The sequence below is a fragment of the Agromyces sp. H66 genome, assembly GCF_004959775.1.
Taxonomy (GTDB): Bacteria; Actinomycetota; Actinomycetes; order Actinomycetales; family Microbacteriaceae; genus Agromyces.
In genome coordinates, this window is record NZ_SJZG01000014.1 from 34,349 (window position 1) to 48,998 (window position 14,650).

Genomic DNA, 14,650 nt, shown 5'->3' on the forward strand with positions numbered 1-14,650 from the left:
CTCAGGCGAGCACCGGAATCGGCATGGTGAACGGCGGCTCCTCGGCGACGGGCGGCGTCGCGGCATCCGCGATCCTGATGCCGGAGGCGTCGAGGCGTCGCGCGCTCTCGTCGGCGTCGATCCAGTCGAGCGCGGGGAAGGCGCCGAGCGGCACCACCGAGTGCAGCACGGTCGTGGGGTACACGTGCACGAGGTTGAACGCCCTCGCGCCGTCTCGCCCGCGCGTGCCGCCGACGGGAACGTTGAGGTCCTGCGTGTAGCAGCTCGCCGAGGCCACCGAGACCGGCACCCCCGCGAACGTCGCGGTCGACGAGTAGTGCAGGTGACCGGCGATGATCGAGCGGATGTCGCTGCCGGCGACGACCTCGGCGAGCCCCGCCTGGTCGCGAAGCTCCACCGAGACCGCGAGGTCGAGCACGCTCGGCACGGGCGGGTGGTGCATCGCGAGGATGGTGCCGTGCGGCGCCGGGATGGACAGCTCCTCGGCGAGCCAGTCGAGCTGCGCCGGCGCCACCTCGCCGTGGTGGTGCCCGGGCACCGTGGAATCGAGCGTGATGACGCGCAGGCCGTTGACGTCGTCGACGCGATCGACTGGCCGAGACCCTCCCATGCGGTCGTCGAGGAGGCCACGACGGAAGGCCGCGCGATCGTCGTGGTTGCCCATGACCCAGATCGCCTGCGCGCCGAGGCGCGCGGCCACGGGGTCGACGATGCGGCGGATGCGCTCGTAGGCGTCGGCCTCGCCGCGATCAGCCAGGTCGCCGGTGAAGACGATCGCCTCGGGCCGGGCTCCGGATGCCTCGAACTCGTCGAAGAGGGTGCGCAGGTGCTGCTCGCTCGAGACGCGATCGTAGAGCAGCCCGCCGCCTGCGAGCAGGTGCGTGTCGCTGATGTGGAGCAGGAAGTGGTCCGGCCGCGGGTATTCGGCCGTACGGGTGTTCACGTTTCGTCCCATTCGATCGGTGAAGACGCGCGTCGACGGGCGTCGGGGGTAACGCTAGCCGAACACGTGAATCTGAACGGTGAATGAATACGGCATGTGACGCGGTCGAAGAGACGGCGCGCTCGACACCGTCGGGTGCCGGCGCTTCAGCCTCATGGCTTGTCGGGCTTCTTCGTGTGCCCGGGCGGATCGGGGCGTCCGTTGCCGGTGTCGGGCGGGGGTTCGACCGTCGGGACCGGCTCGACCGGCACGTCGTCGCCGGGATCGGTCGAGCCGTCGCCGGGTGTCGGCGGCGGGCTGCTCGGCGTGGGCGTCGGCGTCGGCCCCGGGCTGGGCAGGATCGGCGCGTACGAGTTGGGCGCGCCCGGATCGGTCGAGGTCGGCCGCGGGGCGTCGCCGCCCCCGACGGCCTGGTCACCGGGCCCGGATCCGCCGGCGAACGAGATCAGCGCCACCGCGCCCCCGAGCATCGCCACGGTGGCCACCGTGGCCGAGACGATCAGCACATGCAGGCGCCGCTCGAACAGCCAGGCGCCGGCGGCGGTGAGGCGCGGCTCGAGCCACGCCACGATCGGAGCCGCCGCCGCGAGGAGCCGGGCCCGCCGGCTGCCGACCGGGGGCGCGGCGCGGCGCGCGTGGCGTCCGCGGGGTCGACGCAGCGGTTCGTCGGGTCGCCCCTGGCCGGGATCCTCCCCCTCGAACACGTGCTCACCTCGCCTCGGACGCCACAGCTCACCCCATTCGGGGGGCGCGGCACCCTACGAGGATATTGGGCACGGCGGGTCGGCTCCATCCGCAGGTGACGGATGGTCAGGATTCGGGGCGCGGCCGGTCAGTGCTTGTGGCGAGGCTTCCGGAACGGCTTCCCATCGGCGTCCGGGGCGCCGCTCCGCGCCCCCGAGCGCGGGCGCTCGGTGCCACCCGTACGTCGGCCGGGACCGCCCGTGTCGCGCCGGAGCTCGATGAGGCGGCCCGAGATCCGGGTGCTCTCGAGCCGCTCCAGCGTTTCGCGCGGCAGGTCGGCCGGCAGCTCGACGAGCGAGAACTCTGGCCGGATCTGGATGGCCCCGAAGTCCTCGCGCTTGAGTCCGCCCTCGTTGGCGAGCGCCCCGACGATCTGCCGCGGCTCGACTCGGTGGCGCCTGCCGACGGCGATGCGGTACGTCGCCAACGAGGCGTCGCCGGCTCGGTGTCGGCGCTCGGGGCGGTCGCCGCGGTCCCGGTCGCCCCAGCCGCGCCCGTCGAGGCCGGGCCGCTCGTCGCGCTCACGCCGCGGCGGGCGCTCGGCACGCGCCGGGCGCTCGGGTTCCGGCTCGAGGAGGAGCGGCGACTCGCCCTGCGCCACCACCGCGAGCGCGGCCGCGACATCCGCCTCGGGGACGTCGTGGTGGCGCACGTAGTGGGCGATGATGTCGCGGAAGCCGTCGATCCTCTCGGTCTGCTCGAGCGCCGCGCTGATGCGGTCGTCGAAGCGGGCGAGGCGGGTGACGTTGACCTCGTCGACGCTCGGCAGGTGCATCTGCGTGATCGGCTGCTTCGTCGCCTTCTCGATGCGGGCGAGCAGGCCCCGTTCGCGGGGGGTGACGAAGCTGATCGCGTCGCCCGTGCGACCGGCGCGGCCGGTGCGGCCGATGCGGTGCACGTACGGTTCGCTGTCGGTGGGGATGTCGAAGTTGACCACGTGGCTGATGCGCTCGACGTCGAGGCCGCGCGCCGCGACATCCGTGGCCACCAGGATGTCGAGCTTGCCCGACTTGAGTTGGTTCACGGTGCGCTCGCGCTGCGCCTGGGCGATGTCGCCGTTGATCGCGGCCGCCTCGTAGCCGCGGGCGCGGAGCTTCTCGGCGAGCTCCTCGGTGACGTTCTTCGTGCGGACGAAGACGATCATGCCCTCGAAGTTCTCGACCTCGAGGATGCGCGTGAGGGCATCCACCTTCTGCGCGTACGACACGACGAGGTAGCGCTGCGTGATGTTCGCGGCGGTCTGGGTCTTCGTCTTGACCGTGATCTCCTCGGGGTCGTGCAGGTACTGCTGCGACATCCGGCGGATCGCGGCGGGCATGGTCGCCGAGAAGAGGGCGACCTGCTTGTCGTCGGGCGTGTCGGCGAGGATCGTCTCGACGTCCTCGGCGAAGCCCATCTTCAGCATCTCGTCGGCCTCGTCGAGCACGAGGTACTTGAGTTCCGAGAGATCGAGCGTGCCCTTGTCGAGGTGGTCCATGATGCGGCCCGGCGTGCCGACGACGATGTGCACGCCGCGGCGCAGCGCGGAGAGCTGCACGCCGTAGCCCTGGCCGCCGTAGACGGGCAGGATGTGCACGCCGCGCAGGTGCGCGGCGTACCGCTCGAACGCCTCGCACACCTGCAACGCGAGCTCGCGGGTGGGGGCGAGCACGAGCGCCTGCGGGGTCTTCTGCGACACGTCGAGGCGTGCGAGGATCGGCAGCGCGAACGCGGCGGTCTTGCCGGTGCCGGTCTGCGCGAGGCCCACGACGTCGCGGCCGGCGAGCAGGGTCGGGATGGTCGCCGCCTGGATCGCCGAGGGCGTCTCGTAGCCGACGTCGTCGAGCGCCTTCAGCACCGGACCCTCGAGGCCGAGGTCGGAGAACGTCGTGGCGGGCTGCTCGGGAGCCGCTGCCTCGACGGGAAGTTCGTCGGAAGTCACCCTTCAGGGTAGACCGTGCGGCTGGGAGCGCGTCGGGCGGACATGCCGGTGCGACGCGCGCGAGCGGTCGCGGTGTGCGCGCGTGCCTATCGCTTCGCGCGAGCCGCGCGTTGCCGCAGGATGCCGAAGATGACCGTGCCCACGACCAGCACGATGCCGATCACACCCAGCCAGAGGAGGCCCTCGAGCGCGAAGCCGACGATCGCCAGCACCAGCCATACCACGAGCAGAATCACCAGCACAGTCCACATATTTCCACCGTACGCCTGCCGGACCGCGAACGGGTCGAACGCGAGCGGGGAATCGCGACGCGGAACCCGGCTCGTCGGCTACGCCCAGGGGCGGGCGCCTCGAGCAGCCCAGTACCGGGCCGGGTCCTCGGCGAGGGCGACGAGCGCCGCGGTATCCGTCGCGGGAGCTCGCGCGGCGAGGTTCGAGTCGAGCTGAGCGGTGGTGACCGCCCCCGAGAGCACCATGTCGCACCAGGGCCGCGAGCGCGCCGCCCCGATCGCGAACGCGTCGAGCGACTGGCCGTCGGCGGCGGCGAGCGCGGCCGCATCGGGCTGGTCTCCCGCGGGGGTCAGTCGGCCGTTCCCGACCGCCTCCTTCACCACGACGAGCCAGCCGGCATCGTGGGCGCGGACGAGTGCCGGTTCCGCCGACGGCTCGAGGAGGTTCCACGTCGCCTGCACCGCGGTGAACGGCGTGTCGGGCAGCTCACGCGCCGCGTCGAGCACCTCGCCCTGGCCGGGCCCGCTCGTCGAGACGCCCACCCTGACACCGGACGCCGCGAGTTCCCGCAGCCGGTCGAGCAGCGCCGCATCGGCGAGCGCCGGGCTGTCGGGCGTCAGGGAGTGCACGAGGTACACGTCGGGCGGGCCGCCGAGCGCCGCGACCGTCTCGGGCCACTGCCGGTCGAGCATCGCGAGCGAGTGCTCCTTGCGCTCGTGCACCTCGGCGTCGATGCGCCAGTCACCCACGTAGGCGTAGCCCGACTTGGACTCGATCGTCAGCTCGGCGCGGCGATCGGGGTGCGCCGCGAGCCACGACCCGAGGAACTCCTCCGCCCGACCGTACGACCTGGCCGCATCGAGGAAGCGGATGCCGCGTGCCCACGCCGCGTCGAGCAGCGCGTGCGCCCGTCGCCGCAGCGCCTCGATGCTCCGGTCGCCGCCGAGATCGGCGGCCCGACCCGCCGTGATGTACGCCGGACGCCCGACCGCGGCGAGTCCGAGGCCCAACGGGGCGAGTGCGGGACGTTCGTGCACGTGGCGCAGCCCATCTCGGGAGAAACATCGCCGGACCTGCGATTCTTCCTGCATTTCAACAGCAACGCAGATATCGGCGCCTGGGCACGCTCCTCCCAAGGTGGCCCAGTCTGCGGCATCCGACCGTCGACCGCAAGGGGTCGCGGAACAGGTTGGAATCGGGAAGAGTGGGCGGTTCGCGATCGAAGAGGAGGAGCCCGATGCTCACACTGACCGATAACGCCAGCACTGCTGTCAAGGAGATCGTCGAGCGGAGTGGTGCGGCCGGCGAGGCCGGACTGCGCATCGACGCCGACGACGCCGCGGCCACGGATTTCGCCGTGGCGATCGTGCCGACGCCGCTCGAGCACGACACGGTGGTCGAGCAGGACGGCGCACGCGTCTACCTCGGCGAGAACGCGGCCCAGGCGCTCGATGACAAGACCCTCGACGCGCGCGTCTCGGAGGACGGCCGCGTCGCGTTCGACCTCCTGCATCAGCAGTCCTGACACCGCACGACGACGGCGGGCCGGCAGATTCGATCTGCCGGCCCGCCGTTCGGTGCAGGGGATCAGAAGTCGAAGTCCCCGATGTTCTCGGCGTCGAAGACGTACGGGTCGCCGAGGAGCACGGTGGCGTCGGGGCCGACCTCGTAGTCGCCGAGCTTGCCGGCCTCGAAGGTGTCGCCCTCCTCACCGGTGATCTCGCCCTCGATGAGGGCCTTGGCCGCGTACGCCGCCAGGTAGCCCAGGTCGGCCGGGTTCCAGAGCGCGAACGCGGTCACGGTGCCGTCCTCGACGTACTCGCGCATCTGGTTCGGGGTGCCCAGGCCGGTCAGGGCGACCTGCCCCTTGTACTCCGAGGTCGACAGGTACCGGGCCGCGGCCGCGATGCCGACCGTGGTGGGCGAGACGATGCCCTTCAGCTCGGGGTAGGTCTGCAGGAGGGCGGCCGTCTTGTCGAACGACGTCTGGTCGTCGTCGTCGCCGTAGACCGTCTCGACGAGTTCGATGTCGGGGTGGTTGGCGGCGAGCTCCTCCTCCATGAGCTCGATCCACGCGTTCTGGTTCGTCGCGTTCGCCGACGCCGAGAGGATCGCGATCTGGCCGGCGCCGCCGATCTGCTCGGCGATGAGGTCGACCTGGATCTTCGCGATGCCCTCGGCGGTCGCCTGGTTGATGAACAGGTCGCGGCACTCGGGGTTGGTGTCGGAGTCGAACGTGACGACCTTGACGCCGGCGTCGCGTGCCTCGTCGAGTGCGTCGCAGATCGCCTCGGGGTCGTTGGCCGACACCACGAGGGCGCCCACGCCCTGCTGCGCGGCCGTCTGGATGAAGCTGACCTGCGAGGTCGGGGATGCCTCGGACGGGCCGACCTCGGCGAACTCGCCGCCGAACTCCTCGACCGCCTCGGTTCCGCCAGCCGACGAGGTGTCGAAATACGGGTTGCCGAGGTTCTTGGGCAGGAACGTGACCGACAGGTCGGCGTCGCCGCCGCCCTCCCCGCCGCCGTTGTCTCCGCCCGAGGCGCACCCCGTGAGGGTGAGCGCGGCGGCGGCGGCCATCGCGGTGAGCGCCATGCCGAGACGGCGCGTGCGGTGCTGAGTGAACATCGTTGTTTCCTTCCGTGGTGCCGGTGACCGGACTGTGATGCAGGGTGTTGGGTGTGCAGGGTCAGGGCGACGGTGGGGATGCCGCGCTTGCCCCCTTCTTCTTCCCGATCGCCGAGATCCGCCGACGGCGGAGCCAGGCGAGGAGGCTGGCGGACACCACCGAGAGCACGAGGAGCACTCCGGTGATGACGTTGATGATGTCGCTGGTGACTCCGGCGAGACGGAGGGCGCTGCCGAGCGTGCCGATGAGCAGCACACCGGCGATGACGCCGTGCAGGGCCCCGCGGCCGCCGAAGATCGAGACGCCGCCGAGCAGGACCGCGGCGATGACCTGCAGCTCCATTCCGGTGGCATTGTCGCCGCGGGCGTTGCTGTAGAGCAGCGTGAAGTAGACGCCCGCGAACCCGGCCACGGTTCCGCTGAGGATGAAGAGCAGGAACTTGGTGCGGCCGACGTCCACGCCCGAGAATGCGGCAGCCTCCGTGTTCAGGCCGATGGCGTAGAGCGAGCGGCCGAAGGGCGTGAAGTGCAGGAGGATCGCGAAGCCGATCGCGAGCACCGCGAACGGGATCATGATGCCGGGGATCGGGGTGCCGGGGATGTTCTCCTTGGCCAGGTCCGTCCAGAACTCGGGGAACTCGGTGATGGCGGTCGTGCCGAGCAGGCCCACGGCGATGCCGCGGAACAGGGCGAGCGTACCGATGGTCACCGCGAGCGATGGCAGGCCGACGACGGTGATCAGGAACCCGTTGACCACTCCCGCGAGCGTGCCGACGAGGATCGCCGTGACCGCGGCGAGCGCGAACGGCCAGCCGGCCTGCGTGAGGATGCCGGTCATCACGCTCGAGAGCCCGACGACGCTCGCGACCGAGAGGTCGATCTCCTCGGTGACGATGATGAGCGTCATGGGCAGGGCGATCAGGAGGATCGGGGCGATGTCGCGCAGCAGGTAGGTCACGGTGAGCGGGCTGTCGAAGTTCGGCACGACGGCGAGGGCGACGGCGATGACCGCGAGCAGCAGCCCGATGATGGCGGCCTCGCGGTTGACGAGGAGTCGCCGCCACGGCGAGTGCGAGTACGCCTCGTAGGTGCGCGTGGTCCGGGTGTCCGGCGCGGGTGCGGGTGCCGTGGCGGTCATCGGCCTTCCTCCCTGATCTCGAGGAGCTTGCGGGATTGCCGGAGCGCGAGCACCCGGTCGAGCACGATCGCGCCGATGATGAGCGCGCCGAGGACCGCGCGCTGCCAGAAGTCCTGGATGCCGAGGATGGGCAGGGCGCGGTTGATGGTGAGCAGCAGGTACGCCCCGATCGCGGCGCCCCAGACGGTGCCGACGCCGCCGGAGATCGCCACGCCGCCGATGACGGCCGCGCCGATGGCCTGGAACTCCCAGCCGGTTCCGGCGGCGGAGCTCACCGTGCCGTAGCGGGCGGCGTAGAGCACCCCGGCGAAGCCCGAGAGCGCGCCGCTGACGACGAAGGCGGTGATGATGCGGCGCGTCACGGGCAGGCCGTAGAGGTGCGCCGCGGCGGGATCCGACCCGATCGCGTAGAACTCGCGCCCGCTGCGGAGGTTGCGCAGCACCCACGCCGCGATGACGAGCACGACGACTGCGACGATCGTGAGGATCGGGATGTACAGGATCTGGCCGGTCCCGAGCCCGCGGAACGCGGCGGGCAGGTCGGACGCGTTGATGCGGTCGCTCCCGGCCCACGCGACGTTGACGCCACGGTAGATGTACAGGGTGCCGAGGGTGATCACGAGCGCGGGGACCTTCGCGAGCGCGATGAGCGCGCCATTGACCAGACCGAGCATGCCGCCGATGATGATGCCCGCGAGGAACACGGCGATGATCGGAATGCCGGGCACGTCGATGAACAGCCGCCCGGTGAGGTAGGCCGTCAGCCCGAGCACGGAGCCGACCGAGAGGTCGATGTTCCGGGTGAAGATGACGATGGCCTGGCCGACCGCGACGAGCAGGAGGAGCGACGGGGTGAGCAGCAGGTCGCGGAAGCCGTCGGCGGAGAACAGGAAGTTCGGGTTGCGGAGGGTCGCGGCGATGACCACGAGCAGGAGCGCGATGACGATGGCGGTCTCGCGCGCCTTGAACAGGTGCGAGACGGCGCGCGTCGCCGGCGACGGGGTGGGCTTGGCGGGCGGGGCGGCGGTCGCGGTCACTTCGCGTCCTCCTTCTCGGCGGTGGCGGCGAACATGACGGCTTCGGGGGTGGCCTCGGCGCGCGGGAACTCGCCCGTGAGGTATCCCTCGCGCATCACGAGCACGCGGTCGGCCATGCCGAGGACCTCCGGCAGCTCCGACGAGATCATGAGGATCGCCATGCCCTGCTGGGCGAGTTCGGAGAGCAGGCGGTGCACCTCGGCCTTGGTGCCGACGTCGATTCCGCGCGTGGGTTCGTCGACGATGAGCACCTTCGGTCGGGTCGCGAGCCACTTGCCGAGCACGAGCTTCTGCTGGTTGCCGCCCGACAGCGTGCCCGCCTCGGCGTCGAGCGCCGCGGTCTTCACCTCGAGGCGGCTGGCCCACACCGCGGCCGCGGCATTCTCGGCCCGGTTGGTCAGGAGCCCGGCCGTTGCGAGCGAATCGCGGATGGCGAGGGTGACGTTGCGCGAGACGGACTCGTCGAGCACGAGGCCCTGCTTGCGGCGGTCCTCGGGCACGAGGGCGAGGCCGCGCGCCATGGCGACGCGGGGGTTGCCTTTGGGCAGTGCCCGGCCGCCGAGCCGGACCGAACCCGACTCGTACGGGTCGACGCCGAAGATCGCGCGGGCGACCTCGCTGCGGCCGGCTCCCACGAGGCCCGCGAGACCCACGATCTCGCCGGCGCGGACGGTGAAGCCGATGTCGTGGAAGACGCCCGTGCGGGTGAGGCCCTCGACGACGAGCACGTCGTCGCCGACCTCGGCCGGCAGCTTCGGGAACAGCTCGGCGACATCCCGCCCGACCATCTGGCGCACGAGCTCGTCGACGCTGGTCTCGGCGATCGACTCGGTGGCGATGTAGCTGCCGTCGCGCATGACCGTGACCGTGTCGCAGAGCGCGAAGACCTCGTCGAACCGATGCGAGATGAACATCAGCGCGCGGCCCTCGTCGCGCAGGCTCCGCGCGACCGCGAAGAGCCGCTCGACCTCGACGCCCGAGAGTGCCGCGGTCGGCTCGTCCATGATCAGCACCCGGGCGTCGAGTGAGATGGCCTTGGCGATCTCGATGATCTGCTGATCGGCGATCGAGAGGCCCTCGGTGATCCGATCGGGATCCATCGACACGCCGAGCCGCGCGAAGATCTCCGTCGCCTCGGCCCGCATCGCCTTCCGGTCGATGCGGCCGAATCGGTTGGTCGGCTGACGGCCCATGAAGATGTTCTCGGTGACCGAGAGGTCGGGGAAGAGCGTGGGCTCCTGGTAGATCACCGCGATGCCGGCCGCCTTCGACTGCGCGGTCGTGTGGAAGTCGACCTCCTCGCCCCGGAGGCGGAAGCTGCCGGCATCTCGCCGGTAGAGGCCGGCGATGATCTTCACGAGCGTGGACTTGCCCGCGCCGTTCTCGCCGATGAGCGCGTGGATGGAGCCCTGCTCGAGCGTGATGGTGCCGGAGCGCAGGGCGACCACGGCGCCGAACGACTTCACGACCTTCGACAACTCGAGCGCGGGCGGCGCGGGGGGCGATGCGGCGATCTCCACGGGCACGTCCTCCTCCTTGAGGTGAAACACAAATGAATCGATTCATGTACGATTCAGGCATACTCTATGGAGCGCGGGAGCGGCGGTCAAGTCGGACCTCAGCCGGCACCTCCCGCGGCCCGTCGACGATGAAGGAGCACGGATGGCGGCGAGCATCCGCGATGTCGCGCAGCGAGCCGGCGTGTCCGTGGGTACCGTCTCGAACGTCCTCAATCGCCCCGCCGAGGTGTCGGCCGAGTCCGTCTCGAGGGTGCACCGCGCCATCGAGGAGCTCGGCTACGTTCGCAACGACGCCGCGCGCAAGCTGCGCGCGGGCGTGAGCACGACGGTCGGCTTCGTGGTGCTCGACGGCCAGAACCCGTTCTTCGGCGACGTCGTGCGCGGCGCCGAGGACGAGGCGTCACGGCACGGCATCGCCGTGCTCTACGGCAACACCGACGAGGATGTCGCGAGGGAGCGCATGTACCTCGACCTGTTCGAGGAGCAGCAGGTGCGCGGGGTGCTCATCTCGCCCTACGGGGACATCCAGCCCCGCCTCGAGCGCCTGCGCGCCCGGGGCATCCGCGCGGTGCTCGTCGACCGGTTCAGCGGCGACGGGCGGTTCAGCTCGGTCTCGGTCGACAGCGTCGTCGGCGGTCGGATGGCCGTGGAGCATCTCATCGAGACCGGCCGGCGCCGCATCGCCTTCGTCGGCGGGCCGTTCGAGATCCGGCAGGTCACCGACCGCCTGGCGGGAGCGCGCGTCGCGGTCGAGAACAGCGGGTCGCCCGTCGAGATCGAGGTGATCGCCACGAGCGCGCTCACCGTCGCGGAGGGCGCCGCGGCCGGCGCGCGCATCCTGGATCGCCCACGCCGAGACTGGCCCGACGCCCTCTTCGCGGCGAACGACCTGCTCGCGCTCGGCCTGCTCCAGGGGCTCGTGATCGACGGGCGCATGCTGGTGCCGCACGAGATCGCCCTCATCGGCTTCGACGACAACGTGTTCGCCGCCGCAGCCGCCGTGCCGCTGTCGTCGATGCGCCAGCCGAGCCGGATGATCGGGCGCACGGCGCTGCGCGTCCTGCTCGAGGAGACCGCCGATCCCGACCTGATCCCGAGGCAGACGGTGTTCCAGCCCGAACTCATGGTGCGGGCGAGCACGTCGCCCCGGCATTGAGTCCGGGACGCGACGATCAGATCGCCTCGCCCCGCTGCATGCGGGCGGCCAGCAGGGTGTTGCGCAGGAGCATCGCGATCGTCATCGGCCCGACGCCGCCCGGCACGGGGGTGATCCAGCCCGCGACCTCGGCCACGCCGTCGTAGTCGACGTCGCCTCGCAGCCCGTCGGGGGTGCGGTGGATGCCGACATCGATGACCGCGGCGCCGGGCTGCACGTGCTCGGCGGTGATGAGGCCGGGCCGGCCCGCCGCGGCGACGAGGATGTCGGCCGCGCGGGTCACCGCCGCGAGGTCGCGCGTGCGCGAGTGCGCGACGGTGACCGTGGCATCGCGCTGCGTGAGCAGTTGGGCGAGCGGAGCGCCCACCAGTTCGGATCGCCCGACCACCACGGCACGCGCTCCCGAGATCTCGACGCCGGCGGCGTCGAGCAGCTCGATGACGCCGCTGGGGGTGCACGGACGCAGGCCCGGCTTGCCGCGGGCGAGGAGGCCGGCACTCAGCGTGGTCAGGCCGTCGACGTCCTTGGCGGCGGGGATGAGGTCGATGAGCGGCGCGGCGTCGAGTCCTTCCGGCAGCGGCAACTGGAGGAGGATCCCCGAGACGGCGGGGTCGCCGGCGAGACGCTCGATGGTCTCGGCGATCTCCGCTGCGCTCGCGCCGCCGTCGAGGTGCACGTGGTGGTCGACGATCCCGACGGCCGCCGCCTGCTTGCGTTTGCTGGCGACGTAGACCTGGCTCGCCGGGTCCTCGCCGACGAGCACGGTCGCCAGCCCGGGCGCCGCGCCGGAGGCTTCGGTGAACGCACGGATGTCGTCGGCGAGCCGCTCCCGCAGCCGAGCGGCGATCGCCGCACCGTCGATGACCTGCGCCGTCATCGTGACATCCTCGCGCGTCGGGTTTCGGCATCCGGCATGTTCATGACGACCTTTCTGGGAGGCGAGCGTGAGAGTGGCCGCTCTCTTGGGGCACTAGGCCCGTGGGAGCGAGCCTGCCGATTTCATTCATTTTTGTCTACAATCAAACCTACACTCTTGTCGAATTGGAGTCACGATGGAGATCGCCGTTCTCGGTCTGGGCGAAGCGGGTCGCATCTACGCGGAGGGACTTCATCGGCGCGGCGCGCACGTCCGCGGCTTCGACCCCGCATACGCGGGCGACGACCTCGAGATCGACGTCATCGCGCCGAGCCTCGAGGCCGCGGTGCACGGCGCACAGGTCACCCTGAGCCTCGTCGGGGCATCCGCCGCGGCCCCGGTGGCCGCACGGGCCCGGGCCGCGATGTCCCCGCACGCCGTCTTCGCCGACATGAACACCGCGTCGCCCGAGCTGATGCGCGAGCTCGCTTCCGAGTCGGCCGCGGCATCCATTCCGTTCGTCGATGTCGCGATCATGGCGCCCGTGCCGCGTGCCGGCGTCGACACGCCACTCCTCGCCGGCGGCACCGGGGCGGCGCGGCTGACCGAGACGCTGCGAGGCCTCGGCGTTCCGATCGAGGACGTGGGCCCCGAAGCGGGGGTCGCCGCGGGCCTGAAGCTCCTGCGAAGCGTGTTCATGAAGGGCCTCGCGGCGCTGGCCTTCGAGAGCCTGGCCGCCGCCGAGCGAGCGGGCTCGATGGAGTGGATGAAGTCGCAGATCGCGGGCGAGCTCGGCCCGGCCGGCGACTCGCTGGTGGAGCGCCTCATCACGGGGACCAGGCTGCACGCCGCCCGCCGGGCCCACGAGATGCGCGACGCCCGCGCCTACGTGGAGTCGCTCGGCACGCCGAGCCGCATGACGGCGGCGACGCTGGAGTGGTTGGAATGCCTGGCGGACTCGCGCCCGACCGCCCGGTGATCGTTCCACGGGCGTCGCGCGACATCGCCCTGCCGGACTGGGTGGACCCCGAAGTGGTCTTCACCCGGCTCTTCCGCGACGAGGCGACGGCGTTCTGGCTCGACGGCGGGTTCGGCGCGACCGAGGGCGTCAGCTACATCGGCGTCCCCTCTCCCACGTCGGTGGTGGCGATGCCGCACGAGCACGGAGGCGTCGGCCTGACCTCGCCCGCGGGCGACACGCGCACGAGGCATCCGGGTTCCGTCTTCGATCTCCTCCGGGCGACGACCGAGACGACCGAGACGACCCACGACGACGCGCCCGCATCCGACGACCCGCCCGCCTCCGGCCTGCGGCTCGGCTGGGTCGGATGGCTCGGCTACGAGCTGGGGGCCGAACTCGTCGGCACGCCCCACCACCGCTCCGCACTCCCCGACTTCGCGTTGATGTACGCCGACCGGGTCATCGCCTTCGACCACGCCGAGCGCACGATCACCCTGCGCGTCCCCGACGGCTCGCCGTCGGCCGACCGGTGGGTCGACGAGACGACCACGGCGATCGATGCCCTGCGCGGTCGGGAACCGGCTCCACCGCGGCCCGCGCGGCGACGGGCGATCGCGACCCTGCGGCATCCGCGCGAGGAGTACCTGCGGATGCTGGCCGAGTGCGCCGACGCGATCGCCCGCGGCGACGCGTTCCAGATCTGCCTGACGAACGAGATCACGATCGACGCAAGCCTCGACCCCGTCGAGACCTACCTGCGGCTGCGGCGCGCCAATCCCAGCCATCACGCGGGCCTGCTGCGGTTCGGGGATGTCGCGCTTCTGAGCTCATCGCCCGAGCAGTTCCTCGACATCCGCCCCGACGGCCGGGTCGAGACCATGCCGATCAAGGGCACACGGCGGCGCGGGACATCCGAGGCGGAGGATGCCGCGCTCATCCGCGAACTGGCGGCCGACCCCAAGGAGCGGGCCGAGAACATCATGATCGTCGACCTGATGCGCAACGACCTCAGCCGGGTGGCCGAGCTCGGCTCGGTCGTGGTGCACGGCCTCCTGCGCGTGGAGAGCTACCGGAACGTGCACCAACTGGTCAGCACCGTCTCGGCGCGGATCGCGGAGGGGAGGTCGTGGGTCGACGTGCTCGAGGCGTGCCTTCCGGCCGGGTCGATGACCGGAACCCCCAAGCACAGCGCCATGACGATCATCGACCGGCTCGAGCGCGGGCCGCGCGGACCCTACGCGGGCGCGTTCGGCTACCTGGGCACCGATGGACGGGTCGACCTCGCGATGACGATCCGGAGCCTCGTCGTGCAACCGGAGGTCGCGACGATCGGCACCGGCGGTGGGGTGACCGCCTCGTCGGTCGACGAGCACGAGTTCGCCGAGACGCTGCTGAAGGCGGAGCCGCTGCTCGCCGCGGCATCCGCGACCCTCGTCATGAACGATATTCGTTCGAGTGGACGGAGTGTCAGGTCACCTGAAATGGCGGCCACGGTCATGCGGGTGGCAGGATGAT

At 71.3% G+C, this 14,650-nt stretch carries 14 protein-coding genes; 4 read left to right on the forward strand and 10 right to left on the reverse strand.

Annotation, left to right across the window (positions count from 1 at the left end; genetic code table 11):
* Position 1: 1 nt before the first annotated feature.
* The 5 genes from EZM51_RS18070 to EZM51_RS18085 form a co-directional block, all read right to left on the reverse strand.
* Complete coding sequence (locus EZM51_RS18070; RefSeq protein WP_248305732.1) at positions 2-943, reverse strand: phosphodiesterase; 942 nt, start codon at positions 941-943, stop codon at positions 2-4.
* A gap of 152 nt (positions 944-1,095) precedes the next feature.
* Positions 1,096-1,647 (reverse strand): hypothetical protein, encoded by a 552-nt coding sequence (locus EZM51_RS18075; protein WP_136709709.1) that lies wholly within the window; start codon positions 1,645-1,647, stop codon positions 1,096-1,098.
* Between the two features lie 128 nt (positions 1,648-1,775).
* Positions 1,776-3,608: a DEAD/DEAH box helicase gene (locus EZM51_RS18080; RefSeq protein ID WP_136709710.1), complete on the reverse strand. Its 1,833-nt coding sequence runs from the start codon at positions 3,606-3,608 to the stop codon at positions 1,776-1,778.
* 86 nt (positions 3,609-3,694) lie between these two features.
* Positions 3,695-3,859, reverse strand: coding sequence for a hypothetical protein (locus EZM51_RS20695; protein WP_169053982.1), 165 nt, complete (start codon positions 3,857-3,859; stop codon positions 3,695-3,697).
* A gap of 78 nt (positions 3,860-3,937) precedes the next feature.
* The gene (locus EZM51_RS18085) at positions 3,938-4,876 is read right to left on the reverse strand and encodes an aldo/keto reductase (protein WP_211195977.1); all 939 of its coding nucleotides are present in this window, start codon (positions 4,874-4,876) and stop codon (positions 3,938-3,940) included.
* Between the two features lie 200 nt (positions 4,877-5,076).
* Between EZM51_RS18085 and EZM51_RS18090 the strand changes: the two genes are divergently transcribed.
* The gene (locus EZM51_RS18090; RefSeq protein WP_136709712.1) at positions 5,077-5,364 is read left to right on the forward strand and encodes a Fe-S cluster assembly protein HesB; all 288 of its coding nucleotides are present in this window, start codon (positions 5,077-5,079) and stop codon (positions 5,362-5,364) included.
* A gap of 62 nt (positions 5,365-5,426) precedes the next feature.
* On the opposite strand, the gene rhaS is transcribed toward EZM51_RS18090, so the two are convergent.
* The 4 genes from rhaS to EZM51_RS18110 all read right to left on the reverse strand — a co-directional run bounded on the left by rhaS (position 5,427) and on the right by EZM51_RS18110 (position 10,168).
* Entirely contained in the window at positions 5,427-6,467 is a 1,041-nt protein-coding gene (gene rhaS, locus EZM51_RS18095; protein ID WP_136709713.1) for a rhamnose ABC transporter substrate-binding protein, read from the reverse strand.
* Between the two features lie 61 nt (positions 6,468-6,528).
* Positions 6,529-7,605, reverse strand: coding sequence for an ABC transporter permease (locus EZM51_RS18100; RefSeq protein ID WP_136709714.1), 1,077 nt, complete (start codon positions 7,603-7,605; stop codon positions 6,529-6,531).
* Positions 7,602-8,642: an ABC transporter permease gene (locus EZM51_RS18105; RefSeq protein ID WP_136709715.1), complete on the reverse strand. Its 1,041-nt coding sequence runs from the start codon at positions 8,640-8,642 to the stop codon at positions 7,602-7,604. The genes EZM51_RS18100 and EZM51_RS18105 overlap by 4 nt, the downstream gene beginning before the upstream one ends.
* Positions 8,639-10,168, reverse strand: coding sequence for a sugar ABC transporter ATP-binding protein (locus EZM51_RS18110; RefSeq protein WP_136709716.1), 1,530 nt, complete (start codon positions 10,166-10,168; stop codon positions 8,639-8,641). Before EZM51_RS18110 ends, EZM51_RS18105 begins: the two co-directional genes overlap by 4 nt.
* 136 nt (positions 10,169-10,304) lie before the next feature.
* Between EZM51_RS18110 and EZM51_RS18115 the strand changes: the two genes are divergently transcribed.
* Positions 10,305-11,318, forward strand: coding sequence for a LacI family DNA-binding transcriptional regulator (locus EZM51_RS18115; protein WP_136709717.1), 1,014 nt, complete (start codon positions 10,305-10,307; stop codon positions 11,316-11,318).
* 16 nt (positions 11,319-11,334) lie between these two features.
* Here the strand turns inward: EZM51_RS18115 and folD are convergent, their stop codons facing one another.
* Positions 11,335-12,195: a bifunctional methylenetetrahydrofolate dehydrogenase/methenyltetrahydrofolate cyclohydrolase FolD gene (gene folD, locus EZM51_RS18120; RefSeq protein WP_136709718.1), complete on the reverse strand. Its 861-nt coding sequence runs from the start codon at positions 12,193-12,195 to the stop codon at positions 11,335-11,337.
* Between the two features lie 175 nt (positions 12,196-12,370).
* Here folD and EZM51_RS18125 point away from each other — a divergent pair, with 175 nt between their 5' ends.
* Complete coding sequence (locus tag EZM51_RS18125) at positions 12,371-13,153, forward strand: DUF1932 domain-containing protein (protein ID WP_136709719.1); 783 nt, start codon at positions 12,371-12,373, stop codon at positions 13,151-13,153.
* Positions 13,120-14,649 (forward strand): aminodeoxychorismate synthase component I, encoded by a 1,530-nt coding sequence (gene pabB / locus EZM51_RS18130; protein WP_136709720.1) that lies wholly within the window; start codon positions 13,120-13,122, stop codon positions 14,647-14,649. The genes EZM51_RS18125 and pabB overlap by 34 nt, the downstream gene beginning before the upstream one ends.
* Position 14,650: the final 1 nt, after the last annotated feature.